Annotated in this window: 22 protein-coding genes; 16 read left to right on the plus strand and 6 right to left on the minus strand. The window is 44.1% G+C overall.

Annotated features, from left to right (window positions below; genetic code table 11):
* Positions 1 to 29: 29 nt before the first annotated feature.
* The 6 genes from acnD to U0021_RS09950 all read left to right on the plus strand — a co-directional run bounded on the left by acnD (position 30) and on the right by U0021_RS09950 (position 5,143).
* Complete coding sequence (gene acnD, locus U0021_RS04775) at positions 30 to 2,615, plus strand: Fe/S-dependent 2-methylisocitrate dehydratase AcnD (RefSeq protein WP_205276571.1); 2,586 nt, start codon at positions 30 to 32, stop codon at positions 2,613 to 2,615.
* 107 nt (positions 2,616 to 2,722) lie between these two features.
* Positions 2,723 to 3,568 carry a fatty acid desaturase gene (locus U0021_RS04780; RefSeq protein ID WP_264756310.1) on the plus strand — a complete coding sequence of 282 codons (846 nt, stop codon included), beginning with the start codon at positions 2,723 to 2,725 and terminating at the stop codon, positions 3,566 to 3,568.
* Positions 3,474 to 3,668, plus strand: a complete 195-nt coding sequence (locus tag U0021_RS09945) for a fatty acid desaturase (RefSeq protein WP_407666581.1) — start codon at positions 3,474 to 3,476, stop codon at positions 3,666 to 3,668. Before U0021_RS04780 ends, U0021_RS09945 begins: the two co-directional genes overlap by 95 nt.
* Positions 3,661 to 4,581 (plus strand): DMT family transporter, encoded by a 921-nt coding sequence (locus U0021_RS04785; protein ID WP_114800968.1) that lies wholly within the window; start codon positions 3,661 to 3,663, stop codon positions 4,579 to 4,581. Before U0021_RS09945 ends, U0021_RS04785 begins: the two co-directional genes overlap by 8 nt.
* Positions 4,582 to 4,730: 149 nt before the next feature.
* The gene (locus U0021_RS04790) at positions 4,731 to 4,880 is read left to right on the plus strand and encodes a hypothetical protein (protein WP_327037557.1); all 150 of its coding nucleotides are present in this window, start codon (positions 4,731 to 4,733) and stop codon (positions 4,878 to 4,880) included.
* Positions 4,856 to 5,143, plus strand: a complete 288-nt coding sequence (locus U0021_RS09950; protein ID WP_407666582.1) for a DUF1810 family protein — start codon at positions 4,856 to 4,858, stop codon at positions 5,141 to 5,143. The genes U0021_RS04790 and U0021_RS09950 overlap by 25 nt, the downstream gene beginning before the upstream one ends.
* A gap of 105 nt (positions 5,144 to 5,248) precedes the next feature.
* Here the strand turns inward: U0021_RS09950 and U0021_RS04795 are convergent, their stop codons facing one another.
* Positions 5,249 to 5,725, minus strand: coding sequence for a hypothetical protein (locus U0021_RS04795; RefSeq protein ID WP_114801238.1), 477 nt, complete (start codon positions 5,723 to 5,725; stop codon positions 5,249 to 5,251).
* Entirely contained in the window at positions 5,715 to 6,890 is a 1,176-nt protein-coding gene (locus U0021_RS04800; RefSeq protein ID WP_114801239.1) for a S1 family peptidase, read from the minus strand. The genes U0021_RS04795 and U0021_RS04800 overlap by 11 nt, the downstream gene beginning before the upstream one ends.
* 248 nt (positions 6,891 to 7,138) lie before the next feature.
* Between U0021_RS04800 and U0021_RS04805 the strand changes: the two genes are divergently transcribed.
* The 7 genes from U0021_RS04805 to U0021_RS04835 all read left to right on the plus strand — a co-directional run bounded on the left by U0021_RS04805 (position 7,139) and on the right by U0021_RS04835 (position 13,359).
* Complete coding sequence (locus tag U0021_RS04805; RefSeq protein WP_078256726.1) at positions 7,139 to 7,405, plus strand: type II toxin-antitoxin system Phd/YefM family antitoxin; 267 nt, start codon at positions 7,139 to 7,141, stop codon at positions 7,403 to 7,405.
* Positions 7,395 to 7,727, plus strand: coding sequence for a type II toxin-antitoxin system RelE family toxin (locus U0021_RS04810; RefSeq protein WP_114801231.1), 333 nt, complete (start codon positions 7,395 to 7,397; stop codon positions 7,725 to 7,727). The genes U0021_RS04805 and U0021_RS04810 overlap by 11 nt, the downstream gene beginning before the upstream one ends.
* A gap of 157 nt (positions 7,728 to 7,884) precedes the next feature.
* A complete protein-coding gene (locus U0021_RS04815) occupies positions 7,885 to 8,685 on the plus strand; it encodes a cation transporter (protein WP_064602420.1) in 801 nt (266 codons plus the stop codon).
* 26 nt (positions 8,686 to 8,711) lie between these two features.
* Positions 8,712 to 9,878, plus strand: a complete 1,167-nt coding sequence (gene prpF, locus U0021_RS04820) for a 2-methylaconitate cis-trans isomerase PrpF (protein ID WP_114801232.1) — start codon at positions 8,712 to 8,714, stop codon at positions 9,876 to 9,878.
* Positions 9,879 to 10,219: 341 nt separating this feature from the next.
* A complete protein-coding gene (locus tag U0021_RS04825) occupies positions 10,220 to 11,326 on the plus strand; it encodes an RNA-guided endonuclease InsQ/TnpB family protein (protein WP_327037558.1) in 1,107 nt (368 codons plus the stop codon).
* Between the two features lie 43 nt (positions 11,327 to 11,369).
* Complete coding sequence (locus U0021_RS04830; RefSeq protein WP_114801212.1) at positions 11,370 to 11,975, plus strand: class I SAM-dependent methyltransferase; 606 nt, start codon at positions 11,370 to 11,372, stop codon at positions 11,973 to 11,975.
* Positions 11,976 to 11,988: 13 nt separating this feature from the next.
* Positions 11,989 to 13,359, plus strand: a complete 1,371-nt coding sequence (locus U0021_RS04835; protein ID WP_114801211.1) for a deoxyguanosinetriphosphate triphosphohydrolase — start codon at positions 11,989 to 11,991, stop codon at positions 13,357 to 13,359.
* Between the two features lie 18 nt (positions 13,360 to 13,377).
* Here the strand turns inward: U0021_RS04835 and U0021_RS04840 are convergent, their stop codons facing one another.
* Positions 13,378 to 13,875: a type IV secretion protein Rhs gene (locus U0021_RS04840; RefSeq protein WP_205276601.1), complete on the minus strand. Its 498-nt coding sequence runs from the start codon at positions 13,873 to 13,875 to the stop codon at positions 13,378 to 13,380.
* 78 nt (positions 13,876 to 13,953) lie between these two features.
* Between U0021_RS04840 and U0021_RS04845 the strand changes: the two genes are divergently transcribed.
* From U0021_RS04845 to U0021_RS04855, 3 genes are all read left to right on the plus strand, one after another.
* Positions 13,954 to 15,192 carry a replication-associated recombination protein A gene (locus tag U0021_RS04845; protein WP_114801210.1) on the plus strand — a complete coding sequence of 413 codons (1,239 nt, stop codon included), beginning with the start codon at positions 13,954 to 13,956 and terminating at the stop codon, positions 15,190 to 15,192.
* Positions 15,193 to 15,301: 109 nt separating this feature from the next.
* Positions 15,302 to 16,396, plus strand: coding sequence for a bifunctional 3,4-dihydroxy-2-butanone-4-phosphate synthase/GTP cyclohydrolase II (gene ribBA / locus U0021_RS04850; RefSeq protein ID WP_114801209.1), 1,095 nt, complete (start codon positions 15,302 to 15,304; stop codon positions 16,394 to 16,396).
* A 154-nt stretch (positions 16,397 to 16,550) separates the two neighbouring features.
* Entirely contained in the window at positions 16,551 to 16,811 is a 261-nt protein-coding gene (locus tag U0021_RS04855; protein ID WP_049237950.1) for a GlsB/YeaQ/YmgE family stress response membrane protein, read from the plus strand.
* Positions 16,812 to 16,879: 68 nt separating this feature from the next.
* Here the strand turns inward: U0021_RS04855 and U0021_RS04860 are convergent, their stop codons facing one another.
* The 3 genes from U0021_RS04860 to thrC are packed head-to-tail and all read right to left on the minus strand — an operon-like array spanning position 16,880 to position 20,144.
* Complete coding sequence (locus tag U0021_RS04860) at positions 16,880 to 17,494, minus strand: L-threonylcarbamoyladenylate synthase (protein WP_114800997.1); 615 nt, start codon at positions 17,492 to 17,494, stop codon at positions 16,880 to 16,882.
* Complete coding sequence (gene dprA, locus U0021_RS04865) at positions 17,481 to 18,725, minus strand: DNA-processing protein DprA (RefSeq protein WP_114800998.1); 1,245 nt, start codon at positions 18,723 to 18,725, stop codon at positions 17,481 to 17,483. Before dprA ends, U0021_RS04860 begins: the two co-directional genes overlap by 14 nt.
* Positions 18,726 to 18,728: 3 nt before the next feature.
* A complete protein-coding gene (thrC, locus tag U0021_RS04870) occupies positions 18,729 to 20,144 on the minus strand; it encodes a threonine synthase (protein WP_114800999.1) in 1,416 nt (471 codons plus the stop codon).
* Positions 20,145 to 20,329: the final 185 nt, after the last annotated feature.

Raw genomic sequence — 20,329 nt, forward strand, 5'->3', positions numbered from 1 at the left:
AATTTAACCACGGAGTAGCCAATATGACAGTGAATAGCCAATACCGTAAACCCTTACCTAATACCGAGCTTGACTATTTTGACACTCGTCAAGCCATCAATGACATCACGCCAGATGCCTATGACAAGCTGCCTTATACATCACGCATCCTAGCTGAGCAGTTGGTGCGTAAAGTGAGCGATAAAGACGAACTCACCACCGCCTTAAAGCAGCTCATTAACCGTGAGCGGACATCTGATTTTCCTTGGTATCCATGCCGTGTGGTGTGCCATGACATTTTGGGGCAGACCGCTTTGGTGGATTTGGCAGGACTAAGAGACGCCATCGCCGAGCAAGGGGGCGACCCATCCAAGGTCAATCCTGTGGTACAAACTCAGCTCATCGTGGACCACTCTTTGGCGGTGGAGTGTGGCGGCTATGACCCTGACGCTTTTGCCAAAAACCGTGCCATTGAAGAGCGTCGTAACGAAGACCGTTTTCACTTTATCAACTGGACTAAGACCGCCTTTGAAAATGTGGACGTCATCCCTGCTGGCAACGGCATCATGCACCAAATCAACCTTGAAAAAATGTCGCCTGTGGTGCAAGTCAAAGACGGCGTGGCGTTCCCTGATACTTGTGTCGGCACAGACAGCCACACGCCGCACACCGACGCACTGGGCGTCATCTCGGTGGGCGTGGGTGGACTAGAAGCTGAGTGCGTCATGCTGGGCTTACCGTCCATGATGCGACTGCCTGAGATTGTGGGCGTGCATTTGACGGGTAAACGCGGGGCGGGCATTACCGCCACGGACATTGTGCTTGCCTTGACCGAATTTTTGCGTAAAGAGCGTGTCGTTGGGGCGTATGTGGAGTTTTTTGGTGAAGGGGCGAGCGATTTGTCCATCGGCGATAGAGCCACGATTTCTAACATGACGCCTGAATACGGAGCGACGGCAGGGTTATTTTATATTGACCAGCAAACCATTGATTATCTTAGACTGACAGGGCGTGAAGACAGCCAAGTCAAACTGGTTGAAGCATATGCCAAACACACAGGACTGTGGGCGGACAGCCTAGCGGGTGCCGAGTATGAGCGTGTGCTGACTTTTGATTTATCCAGCGTAACGCGTAACATCGCAGGTCCAAGTAACCCACACGCTCGTGTCTCAACGGCTGACTTAAAAGCCAAAGGCATCGCAGGCGTGGTAGAAAACCGCACCGACGGGCTGATGCCTGACGGAGCGGTGATTATCGCAGCGATTACATCTTGTACCAACACTTCAAACCCACGCAATGTCGTCGCTGCCGCCCTACTTGCCAAAAAAGCCAACGAGCTTGGCTTAACTCGTAAACCTTGGGTCAAATCGTCCTTCGCCCCTGGCTCAAAAGTGGCTGAGCTGTATTTAAAAGAAGCCGATTTGTTACCTGAACTTGAAAAATTGGGCTTTGGTATCGTTGCCTTTGCGTGTACCACCTGTAACGGCATGAGCGGCGCCCTAGACCCTGACATTCAGCAAGAAATCATTGACCGTGATTTGTACGCCACTGCCGTCTTATCAGGCAACCGCAACTTTGACGGACGCATTCATCCGTATGCCAAACAAGCCTTTTTGGCAAGTCCGCCACTGGTGGTCGCTTATGCCATTGCAGGCACGATTCGCTTTGACATCGAAAAAGACGTGCTGGGCGTGGTGGACGGCAAAGAGATTCGCCTAGCGGATATTTTCCCAACAGATGAAGAGATTGACGACATCGTGGGCAAATACGTCAAACCTGAGCAATTTCGTGAAGTGTATATCCCGATGTTTGACCTTGACCGCAGCCAAAAAGCCGACAGCCCGCTATATGACTGGCGTCCGATGTCCACCTACATCCGCCGTCCGCCCTACTGGGAAGGGGCGCTCGCTGGTGAGCGTACCTTAAAGGGCATGCGTCCTTTGGCGATTTTACCCGATAACATCACCACCGACCATTTGTCGCCGTCAAACGCCATTTTGCCAAGCTCGGCGGCGGGCGAATATCTGGCCAAAATGGGCTTGCCCGAAGAAGACTTTAACAGCTATGCCACGCACCGCGGCGACCATTTGACCGCTCAGCGTGCCACCTTTGCCAACCCCAAGCTGTTTAATGAAATGGTCAAAAATGACGACGGCACCACCCGTCAAGGCTCGCTGGCTCGTGTGGAGCCTGAGGGCGAAGTCATGCGTATGTGGGAGGCGATTGAGACCTATATGAACCGCAAACAGCCGCTCATCATCATCGCAGGGGCGGACTACGGACAAGGGTCAAGCCGAGACTGGGCAGCCAAAGGCGTGCGACTGGCGGGTGTGGAAGCGATTGTGGCAGAAGGCTTTGAGCGGATTCACCGCACGAATTTGATTGGTATGGGCGTGTTGCCCTTGCAGTTTAAGGACGGTACGACTCGCCACACGCTATCTCTTGACGGCACGGAGACCTATGATGTAATTGGTGAGCTTGCCCCACGCGGTGAGCTGACTTTGGTAGTTAATAAAGCCAATGGCGACACAGTCAAAGTGCCTGTGACTTGCCGACTAGATAGCGACGCCGAAGTCAAGACTTATAAAGCAGGCGGGGTGTTACAGCAGTTTGCAGGGGAGTTTTTGAAGGATTAGAAGCTTAACAAAGACACAATTTTGTAGCTTTCAATTAAACATTTGTTATATCTAATATAATAATATAGAACATTATTGTCAGTCTACTGAAATTGAGAGGAATTTGAATGATAAACCATAAAAAATTTGATAGAGAGATTTTAAAACAAATTAAAAATCTTTATGTTTACGATAATTGGCACGCACCTATTGCGTTGTTAATGGATTATGCCTTAATTATTTTTGCTATTATATTGGCTGAATATTCATATTGGTTTTTACCATTAGCATTGCTAATTATTGGTAGTTGGCAAAGAGCATTAGCAACTATTTTGCACGAGGCATCTCATTCTGCACTTACTCGGAATAAGAAATTTGGAAAAATAATCGGAACTTATTTCTCTGGTTACCTTATTTTTCAAAGTTGGGATAGCTATACACAATCTCATGTTAAAAATCATCATCCCAAAATAGGTACAGACTTAGACCCAGATTATGATTATTATAAAAGTTCAGGCGTATTTCATACCCATAGCAAAAAAGAATTTTTTTGTAAATTCTTTTTCGCTCCAATTTTATGTTTAAAATTATTTTCTAATATCAAGTACCTTGTTATAAATCGTTTAATGTCTAATGCAAACAAAAAAGAATTGTTGAAAATTTTATTTGTTCATTTAGTGTTTTTTATTTTAGGAACAAAGCTGGTTGGTTATAAATTTTATTTTTTGTATTGGTTATTACCCTATCTGACTGTTTTTCAGATGATAACTTGGTTTATTGAATTGGCAGAACACTATCCTGTGATTGCTTATGCAAAAAGCAACATAGAAATTTCTAGAAATCGTTTTAGTCATTGTGTAGAACATTTTTTTTACAGGAATGCACGGAGAGAATTATCATCTTATCCATCATTTATTCCCTGCTATTCCGTTTTGGAATTTAAAAAAAGCTCATTGTATTTTAATGCAAGATGATGAATATCGTTCTATAAATGCACAATTTGGTGGAATTTTTATTTCTAACAATAAAAACCCGTCTATGTGGCAACAGTTATTGAGAAAAGAGTATGTCTAAAATAATGTTGGGGATTTTATTGGCTTTATCTGCGGCTGCTCTGAACGCATCTATTGGTATTTTCAGTAAAATATTGTTGCAAAATGGATTAAATCCACAAGATATTGCCTTTTTTAAAACAGTATCGGCATTTTTAATATTAAGTTTAATTTTAGTTAAAAAACCGTTTTCTGAGCAAAAAAGTGTTGTGGTTGGTGAAAATGCTTTTGAAACTATTGGTTGGACTTCAATATTATTAAAAGTGGCGATTTGTGCATTTTTGGGAATTTTTGTTTTGTTTTTCTTTGAAACTACGGCTTATCAATATGGTTTTGCTTCTAATGTTGTTGTTGTTTTGATGGCTTCCGCTTCGGTGTCTGCATTGATTTTTGGTAAGATTTTGTTAAATGAACAACTAACCATTTCTGCAATATTGGGGACTTTGTTGGCAATTATTGGTATATTTGCCATTTCTTGGTCTGGCGGTAGTAATTTTAATATGTTATTAAATGCTATTTTGGCGGGTACTGGTTATGGTATTTTTTCTGTATTGGTAAAGAGGTTTTCATTAAATGGTGGAATTTATTTAACAAGACTATTTATGCTATTTGGTAGTATATATTTATTTTTTCCTTATATGCTAAATATACATACCATTGATTGGAATTCAGTTATTGTTGCTAATATATTGGCATTAGCAATTTTACCAACCATATTGGGATTTTATTGTACAACCAAAGCATTAAACTATTTAACTGCTGCAAAAGTGCAAGTAACAGAGTTATCGGAGCCTATTTTTGCGGTTATTATGGCTTGGATTTTTTTAAGTGAATTGCCTAGCTATCAGTTTTTTATTGGAGCAGTGTTTATTATTTTTGGCATAATTTTAATTAACCAAATGCACCAAAATTGGCTATCCAAAAGTAAATTTTAATAAAGGAGCTTAAAATGCAAACCCCAACCCGTGCCACCTACATGCGTGGCGGTACTTAAAGCCATCTTTAGGTAGCTTTGTTCTAAATTTAGTGCTAAAATAAAACTAAATTTTAGCACTAAATTTAGAACATTATTAGGGGAAACTAAATGCAACCATTGTACGCTGGGCAATCTGCCAGTATTTCAGAATTAAAACGCAACCCAAGTTTATTGATTGAACAGGCGATGGGAGAGCCGATTGTCATTTTAAATCACAATACGCCATCAAGGATTTGGACGAGGCACAAGCCTATCTAAACCACCCTATTCTTGGATCAAGACTAATTGAGTGCTGTCACATTCTGTTAGATCTGGACAATAGAACAGCCTTGAATATTTTTGGTAACACCGATTCATTAAAACTACTATCTAGCCTAACTTTGTTTTCGCTAACACCGAACACAGATCCTATTTTTGAGAAAGTTTTGACAAAATATTTTGATGCAAAACCAGATGATACAACCAAGCTCATCTTACAAAAGCAAAGCATTCAAATTGATACTGTCGCCAATATGGATTAGTCGATCATCAAAGAGATGGGATGTAAAATTGCAATCACTCTTAAGCGGGGGAGTTTTTGAGTCAATAAAATAAAAATAGCGTTAGTTTTTACTAACGCTATTTTATTACATAAAAGGCTTATTAATATTCAGTGTAAGCCAAACTTTATCTGCTACGCAATTTGGATTGTTAATATCATCAATAAAATCTTTGGTGTATTTCGCTTCTGAACCACCAACACTGACTGTGTCGCCAAGTTTAAATTTTTCACCGTGATTATTTCCAATCCAAAATGGCTCATTTTGCCATTTAACATAAACACCAGTAACAAAAATCAAACGGTCATCAATATACAGACAACCATTTTTTTCATTAAGAATACCTGTATAAAAAGCAGCATCTCCCACTTCTTCTAACTTCTCTAAGTGAGCAACAAAAACAGATGGGTTGTGTTGGTCGTTAGGTATTTGTTGTGTAGATAATGTGGCTGTTTTCTCGTGGTTTGGCTTAGTATTTATAGGTTCTTTTGAAGTTTCAATATTAGGCTGTTGGCAACCTAATAGCGTCATCAAAAGAATACCTAACATGTACTTATTTAGCATAAAGAACACTCCAGCCAGTTGGTAGATAGTCCATTGTCATATAAATAAAGAAATTGCATTGACCTTTATTTGCACCACTTGCACTTGTGCCTTTTAATAAACCCAATGCCTTTGTCCCATTGAACACAGGTCCGCCACTATCACCTTGTAAACAGGCTAAGGTATTGGCACTAGCTGGTTTAACTGTTACCCAAGTGCTATCACATACTTGCCTTCCACAAGCTTCGCCATATGCTGGTTTATAGTTGGTTTGATCTATTATGCCACAACTATATCCTGTTTTAGCACCTTGATGACAAGCCGCCATACCTGCCGTAGTGCTTGCTCGTGAGATTCTACCTGTTACTTTGGTAATTTTATTGTTTTCTCCATAAAACTCAGCCAAGCCTGTTTTATTGGCATTGGTATGTATCTCTACATCTTGCCTACTATTTTTAAGTTCAGTATTAGGAATTAAGGTTAATTTCGTCTTATTACCTGCCGTATCTATGTAGGTATGCACACCTTCACAGTGAGCAGATGTGGACATACCAATCGTGCCATTGGTATGCTTAACAATGAAACCTGATGTGCAGTAACTATTCGATAAAATTTTACTACCAGCCCTTAAATTAGCATCTACTGTTTCACTTTCTTGCACTTCAAATTTAACAGGTTTACCAAGAAGTTTTTTAATCTGATTTTTGGCTTGGTTGTTTTGGTCATCTTTATTCAAAATAGAAATCACAATTTGACCATTTTTCTCATCAACCCCAATCCCTTGCACACTTGGTACTAATGCTTTGATTTGTTCAAAATTTCTATCATAACTTTCTACCAGTTCTTCAACAGTAAATTTTGAACCTGTTTCAAAGCGAATTGGGTATTTTTGTGCTAAATCATAAGCCTTTTTGGGCGGACTGCCATTACCTTTTAGACGAACCACAACCGTAAATTTAGGGCTATACTCAGTATAAATACCTGCTACACGCCCCCTTAGCGTATCACGAATATCAGCAACAATTTCGCCCATTTCATCTGTCTGTTTAACAGCTTGCATAGCAACTTCTGGGGAAATATTTTGAATTTTTGCTACTTCCTGAGCAAATGCTTCTAATTCATCATTAGCATAAGCTAAATTATAGCTACTGAATAATAATGCTGCACCTATAAAAAATCTTTTCATAAAAATCCCTCCACGGTAGAATAAAAATGTATTTTACTATAAAAGAAATGTATGTCATTATAAAATATAAATCAAGCGTTTTATAAACAATCTTTTAGACAAGGAACAAAACCATGCAAACATCAGTCAAAGCCACCTATATGCGTGGCGGTACTTAAAGCCATCTTTAGGTAGCTTTGTACTAAATTAAGTGCTAAAATAAAACTAAATTTTAGCACTTAATTTAGACCATTATTAGGGGAAACTAAATGCAACCATTGTACGCTGGGCAATCTGCCAGTATTTCAGAATTAAAACGCAACCCAAGTTTATTGATTGAACAGGCGATGGGAGAGCCGATTGTCATTTTAAATCACAATACGCCATCAGCTTATCTTGTTCCTAGTGAAACTTTTGAAAAAATGATGGAATTATTGGATGATGTTAAACTCAACCGCTTGTGCGATGAACGAACAAAGGACTTGAACAAAGCTGTTTCGGTAACCCTAGATGAGTTATTAAGCGATGACTTTTGAGCTTAAATTTATACCACAAGCTAAAAAGGAATGGCGAAAGTTAGCACCCACCATCAAGGCACAATTTACCAAAAAATTGGCTGAACGCCTAGAAAATCCGCATGTGCCATCAGCACGATTATCAGGCAGTACCAATCGCTACAAAATCAAATTAAGAGCGGTTGGCTATCGCTTGGTATATGAAGTGGTGGATGATGTATTGATAGTCTATGTCATCGCTGTGGGTAAACGTGAAAATAATCATGTCTATGATATGATGGCGCAAAGAGAGCTTGAGTTAGACGAAACCAATTCAGATGACAATCTACAAGACAAGGAGTAATCATGCAAACATCAGTCAAAGCCACCTACATGCGTGGCGGTACTTCTAAAGGTACATTTTAACCTAATCAATTTACTCAAACCATCCAAAAATTACCAAGCAGCAATATAAACACAGATTATTTGAGCCAACCCGATCAAAACAAGGTGCTAAATAGATGAAAAAGACCATTTTTAACATTGCCAAAATGGACTGCCCGTCCGAAGAGCAACTCATTCGCATGCGTTTAAAAGATGTATCTGATATTTATGAATTACAGTTTGATATTGCTGGGCGGTGCTTAACCGTCTATCACGATAATCAAGATACAACGATTTTACAAGTACTTGAACCACTTAATTTTGATAGTCATATCATTTCCACCGAAGTGATTGTTGATAAGATAGTGTTTAATAAGCCTGATGAGCGCTTAGAAAAAAGATTATTATATCAAGTGCTCATGATTAACTTTGTGTTTTTTATCATAGAGTGTTCGGTTGGTATTTTTGCTAATTCTATGGGGCTGATTGCTGATAGTCTAGATATGCTGGCGGACAGCTTTGTCTATATATTGGCGCTATCAGCCATTGGTATGACGCTGGCGTATAAAAAACGTGTGGCATTTTTGGCGGGGATAACGCAGATAATATTGGCGTTATTTGGGGTGATAGAAGTGATTAGGCGTTTTATCGGTGCTGAGCAGCTGCCCAATTATCAACTGATGATTGGCACGGCATTTTTGGCATTGATTGCAAACTGGCTGTGCTTATATCTACTGAGCAAAAATCAAAATAAAGAAATCCATATCAAAGCCAGCATGATTTTTACATCCAATGACATTATCATCAATATCGGTGTGATAGCGGCGGGAGCATTGACGTTATTGACTCATTCTAGCTATCCTGATTTAATCATTGGCATGATTATCTTTGTCATTGTATTATTTGGTGCCAGAAATATTTTAAAATTGGCAAAATAATTCATTTCACCAGCAAAGGAGTAATCATGCAAACATCAGTCAAAGCCACCTATATGCGCGGCGGTACTTCTAAAGGTACATTTTTTAACTTAACCGACCTACCTGAGCGTTGCCAAGTGGCAGGGCAGGCACGAGACAACTTTTTATTGCGTGTTGTCGGCAGTCCTGACCCCTACGGCAAGCAGATTGACGGACTTGGCAATGGCTCATCGAGTACGTCCAAAGTGGTGATTTTATCCAAGTCAGACCAAGCAGGCCACGATGTCAATTATCTGTTTGGGCAGGTGGCGATTGACAAGCCGATGATTGACTGGTCTGGCAACTGTGGCAATCTGACTGGGGCGGTCGGCGCCTTTGCCATCGCCAATGGCTTGGTGGATGCTGATCATATCCCTGACAATGGTGTCTGCGTGGTGCGTATTTGGCAACAAAATATCGGCAAGACCATCATCGCCCATGTGCCTATCACCAATGGTCAAGTACAAGAAACTGGCGATTTTGAGCTAGACGGCGTAACTTTCCCTGCTGCCGAAGTGAAGATTGAATTTATTGACCCTGTGGATAGCGACGGCGATATGTTCCCCACCGGTAATTTGACCGACCGCTTAGTCGTGCCTGAGGTGGGTGAGTTTGAGGTTACCTTGATCAATGCAGGCATTCCCACCATCTTTTTGCACGCTCGTGATTTGGGCTTTACCGGTACAGAATTACAAAAAGACATCAATGGCGACAGCGAGCTGTTAGCCAAATTAGAAAAAGTGCGTGCCTATGGGGCAGTACAAATGGGCTTGATTAGCGATATCAAAGAAGCCCAAACACGCCAGCACACACCCAAAATCGCTTGGGTGGCACCTGCTGCTGACTATACAGCGTCTAGCGGTAAACAGGTGAAAGCAAGTGAAATCAATCTTTTGGCACGAGCGATGAGCATGGGGCAGCTACACCATGCGATGATGGGAACAGCAAGCGTGGCGATTGGCACGGCGGCGACCATCGTGGGAACAGTGGTCAATCAAGCCGCAGGCGGTAAGAACATGAGCGAAGTGTGCTTTGGACATCCGTCAGGCACGCTGACGGTGGGCGGTCAGTCTGACTATGTGGACGGCAAATGGCTCGCCAAAAAAGTCTCCATGAGCCGCTCCGCTCGCCGTCTGATGACCGGTGAAGTGTGGGTACCAGCGGATAGCTTTTGAGACCGCTTAGGTGCTGAGTCTGATCATTTTTGGCAGTCGGCTAAGCCTTATTGGTAGCCGACTGTTTTTATGACCATGTGATCAATGTTTGGGTGAGAAGGTGCCGCCATCACGCCTGATACTTTACACTTTTTACCCATTTTGATAGGCATTTGATATATCGCCTTTCGTCATCACCTCTGATGACAGGCATTCACCCAATCTGCTGATGGTATTTGTGAAATAAAATGTGCTACAATTTATCCATCACCGCCGTAAAACCACCGACTTCAGGCGGTGGATATCAGGTGGTGAATCTAACTTTTTAATCTCTTAGCTTAATAAAATGATATAATAAACCCATGAAAACACTCAAGCTACGCATCAAAGATAAACACACAGACCAACTAAACCGCCTAAGCGGTTTAGTCAATTTCGTGTGGAACTACGTCAATGACTTGGGTTATAAATATTTACAGCGCACAGGCAAATTCTTATCTGCCTATGATTTAAACGACTACACCAAAGGTAGCGGTGAGCTACTAGGCTTACATTCTCAAACCATTCAAGCCATCAATGAAATACACGCCAAAGCTAGAAAACAATTCAAAAAAGCAAAACTTAACTGGCGAACCAACAATTCTAAATCTAAGCACAAATCATTGGGCTGGATACCGTTTAAACAATCCGCCATCAAACACATCGCTACTCACCAAACAGGCAAAAAAGGCTTAAAATCAACCCTGCAACTGAGTCTGGCCAAAGGGCAAAAGCTAGTCATTGACCTATGGGATAGCGACAACCTATCACTCTATCAAATCAACACTTGCGAAATTGTCCAAGACAGCCGTAATCGTTGGTATGCGTGTCTCACTGTCAAGAACTATCCAAAACAAACTTGTGGCACAGGTTCGGTTGGTATTGATCTTGGCTTAAAAGACAGTGCGACCACCTCAAACGGGGATAAACTGCATATTAAGCAAACTCAAATATGGGCTGAAAAACTGTCTATTGCACAGCGTGCAGGCAAAAAAGACCGTGTGCGTGCCATTCATGCCAAAATCAAAAATACAAGGTTAGACTTAATTCATAAATTCACCACCCAATTAGTCAAAGACAATGCCCTAATCGTGGTCGGTGATGTGAAAACCACCCAATTTAACAATACAAAAGGCAAACTCGCCAAATCGGTTTACGATGCAGGTTGGTTTGAATTAAAGCGGCAACTGGAATACAAATGTCAGCAGACAGGCTGTCGCTTGGAAATCGTATCAGAAAGATACACTACCCAGACTTGTTCGTGCTGTGGCGCCATCAGCGACAGTAGTCCGAAAGGTAGAGCAGGTTTGCGAATAAGAGAATGGGCTTGTGCAAAGTGTGGCACACGGCATGATAGAGATATCAATGCCAGTCGGAACATTCTTGCGGTCGGGCTTGACCGTCTAGCAGTAGGAATCTCCGCACTTTAGGGCGGAGAGGAAGTCAATCAATCCATCACACAATGAGTCAACCATGCACCAAATCAATCCCGATCTACTCGCCAAATCCAAACAGTGGCGCAGCGATATTCAGTTTCGCCAAGAAGTGCTCGGCAAGCCCTTTGGGTTTACCAGTACTTGGGGGATTTTTAGTCCCGAAAAATTGGACGACGGCAGCCTGATGCTGCTAGATTATATTGATTTTCAGCGAGCAGATCACTCCATCGATCTTGGCTGTGGCTATGGGGTGCTTGGCATGGCCGCCGCACGCGAGTGCCCAGAAGGTTGTCATTTATTGATTGACAAGGATTTTGTCGCCGTCGAATACGCCAAGCTTAATTGTAAAAATAACGGTCTAACTAACGCTGAAGTCATGCTATCTAATGGCTTTTATCATGTGGATAAATCGCGTCAATTTAGCTTAGTCATGAGTAATTTGCCCGCCAAAGCCAGTAAAGAGCAGCATTATCTGTATTTGCTTGATGCTTACAATGCCATGACAAGCGGTGGCAGGTTTTATGTGGTCACTATCAATGGGCTGCGTGATTTTATGAAGCGTTCTTTTACCGAAGTTTTTGGCAATGCTGATAAAATCAAACAAGGTAAAACGTATACCGTCACCATGGCGGTCAAGGAATAATTAAAGGGATATTATGACCACCGTCAGCGCTCAAGATTGGCAAGATAGGCTATCAAAGACACGCTATAGTGTCATCAATGGCGAGATTCGCCCAAAAACCACTGGCGGCATGGACAGCATTCGCAGCAGCTTTCATGTGGATTATGACAGGGTGGTGTTTAGTCGTGCGTTTCGTAGACTTGGGCGCAAAACGCAAGTCCACCCTTTTGCCATCTCAGACCACACGCACAATCGGCTGACCCACAGCGTTGAGGTGGCAAGCGTCGGACGCAGCATTGGTAATATGGTGGGTGCCGCCCTACAGTCCGCCAATTTATTACCTGAGGGCTACAGCCCAAGCAACATCGGCACAGTCGTGCAGGTGGCTTGTCTTGCCCACGATTTGGGCAATCCTCCTTTTGGTCATACTGGCGAGGCGGTACTCAGAGAGTGGTTTAATGACCCAAAGCACCGTATTTATTTGGACGCACTGGATGACGATAAGCAGCGCTGCGATATTTGCACTTATGAAGGTAACGCCCACAGCCTGCGCACCGTGCTGCGTCTTGAGATGTACCAAAATCAAGGCGGTATGCGCCTGACTGCTGCAAGCGTCGGTGCCTTGCTCAAATATCCTTGGGAGAGCAGCAATCCTCGCTCTGATGGTGGCAAATTTAATTTTTATCAAAGTGAGATGCCATTGATTCGCCAAATTGCCACTCAGCTTGGTCTGCCCAAGCTTGGAGAGGATCATTGGGCGCGCCATCCACTGTCATATCTCATGGAGGCAGCTGATGACATTTGCTATGCGCTGCTTGATCTTGAAGATGCGGTGGAGATGGGGCTGATTGATATCGAAGATTTTTATAAAATTGTACAAAACATCGACGGCATCGATAAGCTTAAAAACATCCCCAATCCTGAACAGCGCTGCGGTGCCATGCGCGGCGTGACGATTGGTAAAGCCATCGAAAGCGTCAGCCATGCTTTTATGCAGCATCATGATGCACTGATGATGGGCAAGTTCACGGATAAAGATTTGTTGGCGGTCAGCGACGACGCCATCAAAAAAACCCTGCAAGATGCCAAGCAGCTTGCCGCCAATAAAATCTTTCGTCATGACAGTAAAATTGCCACCGAAATCGCCGCCTTTGGTTGCTTAAGCTCCATTTTGGATTTATTAATTCCTGCGGTCTATGCACATCATCAAAATCAAAAAACCCAAACCAAGCATGCCTTGGCGCTGAGTCTCATCGGCTTTGACACCCAAAACAAGCGCTCGCTTTATGAGGACTATATGATGGTGCTTGATTTTATTTGTGGACTCACCGACAATACCGCCGCGCGACTTGCCAAAGACATCTCAGGGGTGAGTATGGGGCACGATCATGGCTTGAATTTTTAATCCATTTGATCAGATGAATTAAGCTTGTTTATCAGTTTGCTTGTGCATGTCATTTAGGTCTGATTTTAAAAAGGGCACACAAGCATACCATTCACTGCAGTCTTTGCCACGCTCACGGCGCATATAAAAATCCTCAACCATGCGCGCCTGCTGCTCGATGCCGTATGTCAAAAACGGCTTTCCTTGTATCCATTGATACCGATAGCGTCGGTTAAATAACGCACGCCAAAACACCCTGATGCCTTGCTGCACCTGCCAGACATGCACCAGTTCATGAATGAGCCAAGCGCGCATCACCAAACTTTGAGATGAAAAATCTTCACAAAAATCTTTGGGATAAAAATAGATATGACCATTAGGCGAGACAGCATAGCCTTGGATAACCCACCATGCAGTCTTTAGGCGAATATCATCCAGTTTGAGCGCATCACCAAACACGCTGAGCGCCATTTGCCGCTCGCCCAAGCTTAAGGGACGAGACTTGGCAGGATAACGACATGGGCAGCTGATCTTCATAAATGACCGTCAAGACAGGATTGATTGTGCTAAAATAGCACAAAGCCAATCAAAATCCAACCTAGCAAAGAGACCCTCATGACACCTCTTGCCGAACGCATGCGCCCAACCACCCTTGATGCCGTCATCGGTCAGACTCATCTACTCGGTGAAGGCGCACCGATTTTTAATATCGTACGCCAAGGGTTTTTGCCATCTATGATTTTGCATGGATCGGCAGGGATTGGCAAAACGACGCTTGCGATGCTACTGGCTGATGCTGTTGGTCGTCCGTTTCGCCCTTTATCAGCGGTCAGTAGCGGCGTCAAAGAGCTCAGAGAAGTGCTAAGATCGGACGATGGGCTATTTCATGAGCCGCCTGTCGTCTTTGTGGATGAGATTCATCGGTTTAATAAAGCGCAGCAAGATGCTTTATTACAAGCAGTTGAGACAGGTGAGATCACTTTTATCGGTGCGACCACCGAAAATCCTTCTTTTAGCGTCAATAACGCGCTACTGTCACGCTGTCAGGTATATCGGCTTGAGCCTTTGAGTGATGATGAAATTCGCGCGCTCGTCGTGCGTGCAATACGACAAGACACCCTGCTAAAAACCAAAGACATTCAAATCAATGATCTAACGGCGCTCATTGACTTATCTCAAGGCGATGGCAGGCGCGCGCTGAATTTGCTTGAACTTGTGGCAGCAGCGCCTGAGCCGATCATCATCGATAACGCTTCTGTCGCTGCTGTGGCAGGTCAGTCCTTGGTGCGCTATGATAAATCTGGTGATGGTCACTACGATTTGATCTCTGCGATGATCAAATCCGTGCGCGGCTCGGATGCAGACGCGGCGGTGTACTGGATGGCTCGGATATTGGCGGCAGGTGAGGATCCCGCCTTTGTGGCAAGAAGGCTTGTGATCTTAGCTAGCGAAGACATCGGTCTTGCCAATCCTAATGCACTGCTCTTAGCGGATGCTGGGCTGCGCTCGGTTCAGTCCATCGGTATGCCTGAGGCGCGCATTATTTTGGGGCAAGTGATTATCTATTTGGCAACTAGCCCAAAGTCAAATTCAAGCTACAACGCCATCAATCGCGCGCTCAAGCTTGCCGAAACCGATCAGTCTCCCGTCCCGCTACACCTAAGAAATGGTGTCACCAAGCTCATGCAAGCTGAAGGCTATGGCGCAGGCTACATCTACCCGCACGATTATCCCAATCATTATCACCCGCAGCAGTATCTGCCCGATGCACTGATGGGCATGCGATTTTATGACTTTGCCGATAACCAAAAAGAGCAAGCCAGTTTTGCCTTTATTAATTGGCTAAAATCTTAAACGCCAAATCTGCCCATCTTCATAGCCCAGTGCCTTTATAAAATCAAATCTGCCCCCATAGTTGATGGCAAATATGCTAAGATAACCCAAATCCCAACAAGAGAACATTATGGCTTTAAATACTATTCCTGAAATCATCGAAGACATCAAAGCAGGAAAAATGGTCATCTTAATGGATGACGAAGACCGCGAAAATGAAGGCGATTTGATCATGGCGGCAAATCACATCACGCCTGAGGCGATTAACTTTATGATCACGCACGCACGCGGTTTGGTGTGCCTAACCTTGACCGAAGCGCGCTGTCAGCAGCTTGAGCTGCCTTTGATGAGCGATAAAAATGGCGCAAAATTCAGCACCAATTTCACCTTATCCATCGAAGCTGCTGAAGGCGTCACCACAGGCATCTCGGCATCTGATCGTGCGCGTACTGTCCAAGCCGCCGTCGCAGCCAATGCCAAGCCAACCGACATCGTCCAACCAGGGCATATTTTCCCCATCATGGCTCGAAAAGGGGGCGTACTACACCGTGCAGGTCACACCGAAGCAGGCTGTGATTTGGCGCGTCTGGCAGGGCTTGAGCCCGCTTCGGTCATCGTTGAGATCATCAAGCCAGATGGCGAAATGGCGCGCCGCGATGACTTAGAAATATTTGCCAAAGAACACGGCTTAAAAATTGGCACCATCGCTGATTTGATCCAATATCGCATGGCAACAGAACAAACCGTCAGCGAAGTTGAGCACTTTGCCGTCCAAACCGAACATGGAGACTTTACCGCCTATCGTTTCAGTGAGTTTGGTTCAGATGATGTTCATTTGGCATTTGTCAAAGGCAAGCCTACTGGCGGCGTCAGCACAGTGCGCGTACATAGCTTTTCGCCCATGAAAGACTTATTTGGGATTCACACCAGTGGCAGCCGCTGGAATATCCAAAATGCATTGGCAGAGATCGCCAACGCAGAGCATGGTGTGCTGGTATGGATCGGTCATGATGATGCGCTTAATCTTGGTGATGGGTTTGAGGCGCTTAAGGATAAACACTCTACAGCTTCACCAACTCGCCGCGCGCCTTATCAGACCATTGGGGTTGGCGCGCAGATCCTCAAACACCTAGGCGTCAAGGACATGCGCCTGTTATCAAGCCCAATCAAATTCAATGCCCTGTCAGGATTTGATTTGAATGTGGTTGAAACGGTAGATAAATAATCCTCAAACAGCCCTTGATATCGAGGGCTGTTTGATAAGCTTAAGCAAGAATACTCACACACGCTATACTTCATTTACAGGATTATAAACCATTTTGCTGGCAGTAATCGCTATAATGGTTGTCAGAGTAATTATTATAGCTAAGGAAATGGCGATGTTTTCAATGATTTGGGTGTTGATTGTGGGTTTTGTTGTGGGGTTATTGGCGCGAGCGCTTAAGCCTGGTGCCGATGGCATGGGCTGGATACTGACCATGATCTTAGGCATTGCCGGTGCTTATGTGGGCGCATTTATCGCCGACTTTGTGGGTGTGAACGCCCAATCAGGGTTTAGTTATTTGATCTTTTCTGTGATCGGCGCGATGATCTTATTATTTATTTATGAAATTTTGGTCGGAAAACGCCGTCTAAAATAACCCTGGATGTTCAGCGAAAAAGCACCTTATGGGTGCTTTTTTGTTTTAGGCTGACCTTCATGACTTATCTATCTTAAGATATCGCCTGTTAACAGATCCTTAATACAGCTTGGCTGATCAAAACCCAATCCATCCACATCCAAGTAAGCGATTTGATCGCCAAAATATTCCATCGCTTGTGTCAAATTTTGGGCGGGCGCTTGTCCAGCAGGATTACAACTGGTTGATACCAAAAAACCATAAGGGTTAGCAGGTGAGATCAAGGCTTGGCATAAATCCTTTAACAAAGGATGTGTGGTGATGCGCACCGCCAAAGTGTCATGTGCGCCGATCAGCGCTGAGGGTAATGCCGACGGCTCAATGGGCACAAGCCATGTCAAGGCGCGGAAATGTTGCCGCGCAAACTCATCCGAGAATGTTTGCATATGATCAATTAAAGAAGTTTCATGTGAAACATTCAATAAAGATTTTAAGCGTTCGGCAGAATCTGTCAACACAATCAAACCCTTACCAATATCACGGTGCTTAAGATTGATGACTTGATGAATGGCGTCAGCATTGAGTGCATCACAGCCAAGCCCCCAGACGCTTTCGCTAGGATATGCCAGCACACCGCCTGCCTGCAAATAACTGGCAGCCAAATCCAGCTCATCAGCCACAAAAATTGGTTTAGACCCTGCCATAGCGTCCCCCTACCTGCTTGATCAAGCCTAATATTTCAAGCTCCATCAGTTCTGCTAATAGACTGCCAGTCTCTTTTTGACTGCTAATAACAAGCTGATCCAGATCGCAAGGCTCGCCAATCAAAGCATACAAATCCGCCAAATGCTCTGGCACAAAGGCAGTGTGAGCTGTGGGCGGCAGACTATTGATAGCCGCCTGTGGGCTTGGGTTTGTCAAAGTATCTGTGTCAGAGACTTGAGATGAGCGAGTGCTTAACTGACTTGACTCTTCGCTAAATATTGACATACCTTGACTAAAGCTTTTTGGTAAAGCATTAAAAAACTCTTGATCCTGCTGACTTAGATCTTCTAAAATTTGATCAGGATGGTATATCAGCGTCGCCCCTTCACGAATCAGATGCAGGCAGCCTTCGGCATTAGGATTGTGAATGTGGCTTGGTACCGCAAACACCTGCTTGCCTTGTTCTGCCGAGAGACGAGCCGTGATCAAAGAGCCGCTTTGAAGCGCCGCTTCCGTAACCACTGTGGCAAGTGATAGCCCTGCCACCAGACGATTACGGCGGGGAAAAGTGTGTTTGCTGGCTGGTGTCGCAGGCAAAAGCTCACTGACTAAGCAGCCGCCATCTTCGATGATCTGGGCAAAAAGCGCATTGTGATTGCGTGGATAGCACACATCGATGCCCGTTCCCATGACCCCAACAGTACGACCTGATAAGGCAGGTAATTGAGACAGCGCGCCCAGATGCGCCTGCTTATCGACGCCTTGCGCCAGACCACTGGTGACGGTATACCCTGACTGGACAAGATACTGCGCCAAATCAAAAGTGATTTTTTGGGCGGCTTCAGTCGGCGATCGACTACCCACGATGGCAATCTGGCGGTCTTTAAGGCGCGCCAAATGACCACGATAAAACAGTACCGGCGGCGGATCGTAGATACTTTTTAGTGCATCGGGATAATCTTCATCGCCCACATAGCTGATGCCGTATATCTTAAGAGCCACATCTTGGTGAACTTTATCAAGAAAAGCCAACACATCTTTGGCATCTTGCCAGCGCTTGATATGCGCCGCATGGATGCCAAGCGATTGCCAAGCAGCTTGATTTTGGTTCAATGCAGACGCTGCGTCGCCATAATGATTGACAAGCTTATAATATGAGATCAACGAAGTATTGGTCACATACCACAAGGCAAGCTTCGACTGCTTAGGCGTTAGTGATGAATAGCTCATCAATCAGCGCGCAGCGACGTGTTGCTCAATCAATGCTGCCACCGCCTGAGCATCGTTCGGCACCACGGTGACATACTGAGGTTTGTCTTCCAAGCCTTGGGTGTGTTCAGGACGCGGCAAGGTCATCTCGCCTACCGCCTCCACGATGGTTTCTTGGAACTTGGCAGGCAATGCTGTTTCAGCAACCAAAATCATCTCATCTGCTTTTTGTACTTCAAGCGCCACTTTTACCCCATCAGCGGTGTGCGGGTCGATCAATCGGTGCGTGTCATCATAGACTTTTTTGATCGTTGCCAAGCGGTCTTGGTGCGTAGATTTACCGGCAATAAATCCAAATTTTTCATTCACCAGGTTTAGATTATCCGACAAATCAAACCCCTTGCCACTTTTAACATCACCGAATAATTTGGCGACCTGTGCGCTGTCCTTATCAAGCAGCAAAAACACAAAGCGCTCAAAGTTAGACGCCTTTGAAATATCCATCGATGGGCTAGACGTGACATAGGTTTCGCTTGAAGTGCGCGGCGTGTATTTGCCCGTATTAAAAAATTCATTCAAGACGTCATTTTCATTGGTTGCGACGATCAATCGATCGATCGGCAAGCCCATTTCGCGCGCGATATGACCGGCGCAAATATTGCCAAAGTTTCCAGAAGGCACACAAAAACTGATCTTTTGGCTATTATCGGTAGTTGCACCAAAATAGCCTTTAAAATAGTAGACAATTTGCGCCAAAATACGACCCCAGTTGATCGAATTGACTGTGCCTAAGCTATATTTAGCCTTAAATTCTGCATCTTCTTGAAGGGCTTTGACGATATCTTGACAGTCGTCAAACATCCCCTCCACGGCGATATTGTGAATATTAGCATCATCCAAGCTATACATCTGCGCCCGCTGAAAAGCACTCATCTTACCCTCAGGCGACATCATGAAAACTTCGATATTATCTTTACCGCGCAGCGCATATTCAGCTGCACTGCCTGTATCGCCAGATGTAGCGCCGATGATAGTTAGGCGCTCGTTTTTTTGTTTGAGCACATACTCAAACGCATTACCCAAAAATTGCATGGCAATGTCTTTAAAAGCAAGCGTCGGACCATTTGACAGCTCAAGCAGTGCCAACCGATCATAAAGACGCGTCACAGGCGTAATGTCCTCACTGCCAAATGCTGCTTTATTGTAAGTTTTATTAATAATATTTTTTAAATCATCTGAAGGGATATCTGTCACAAACAGCGACATGATCTCAAAGGCAAGCTCGGTATAGCTAAGCTTTCGCCATTTTTCCAAAGTGGCTTCATCAATGCTTGGATAAGTTTCAGGCAGCATCAGACCGCCATCAGGCGCAAGCCCCATCAAAAGCACATCGCTAAACTGCATCGGCTGAGTCTTGCCGCGGGTACTGATATATTGCATAAAAACTCCAACTGTCTTAATGTCTTAACGATAAATTGAGCTAATTTTAGCACAAATTTTCAGCGATTGGCGAACTATCGATGGACTGATGATCGCGCCACTTTTTTTATGATCAACACCAATACACCGTCAAATTTAAATACTGGCAATTTAGCCATATGTTTAAAATATTTAATTTGATCTGT

The sequence above is a fragment of the Moraxella canis genome, assembly GCF_034424565.1.
Taxonomy (GTDB): domain Bacteria; phylum Pseudomonadota; class Gammaproteobacteria; order Pseudomonadales; family Moraxellaceae; genus Moraxella; species Moraxella canis.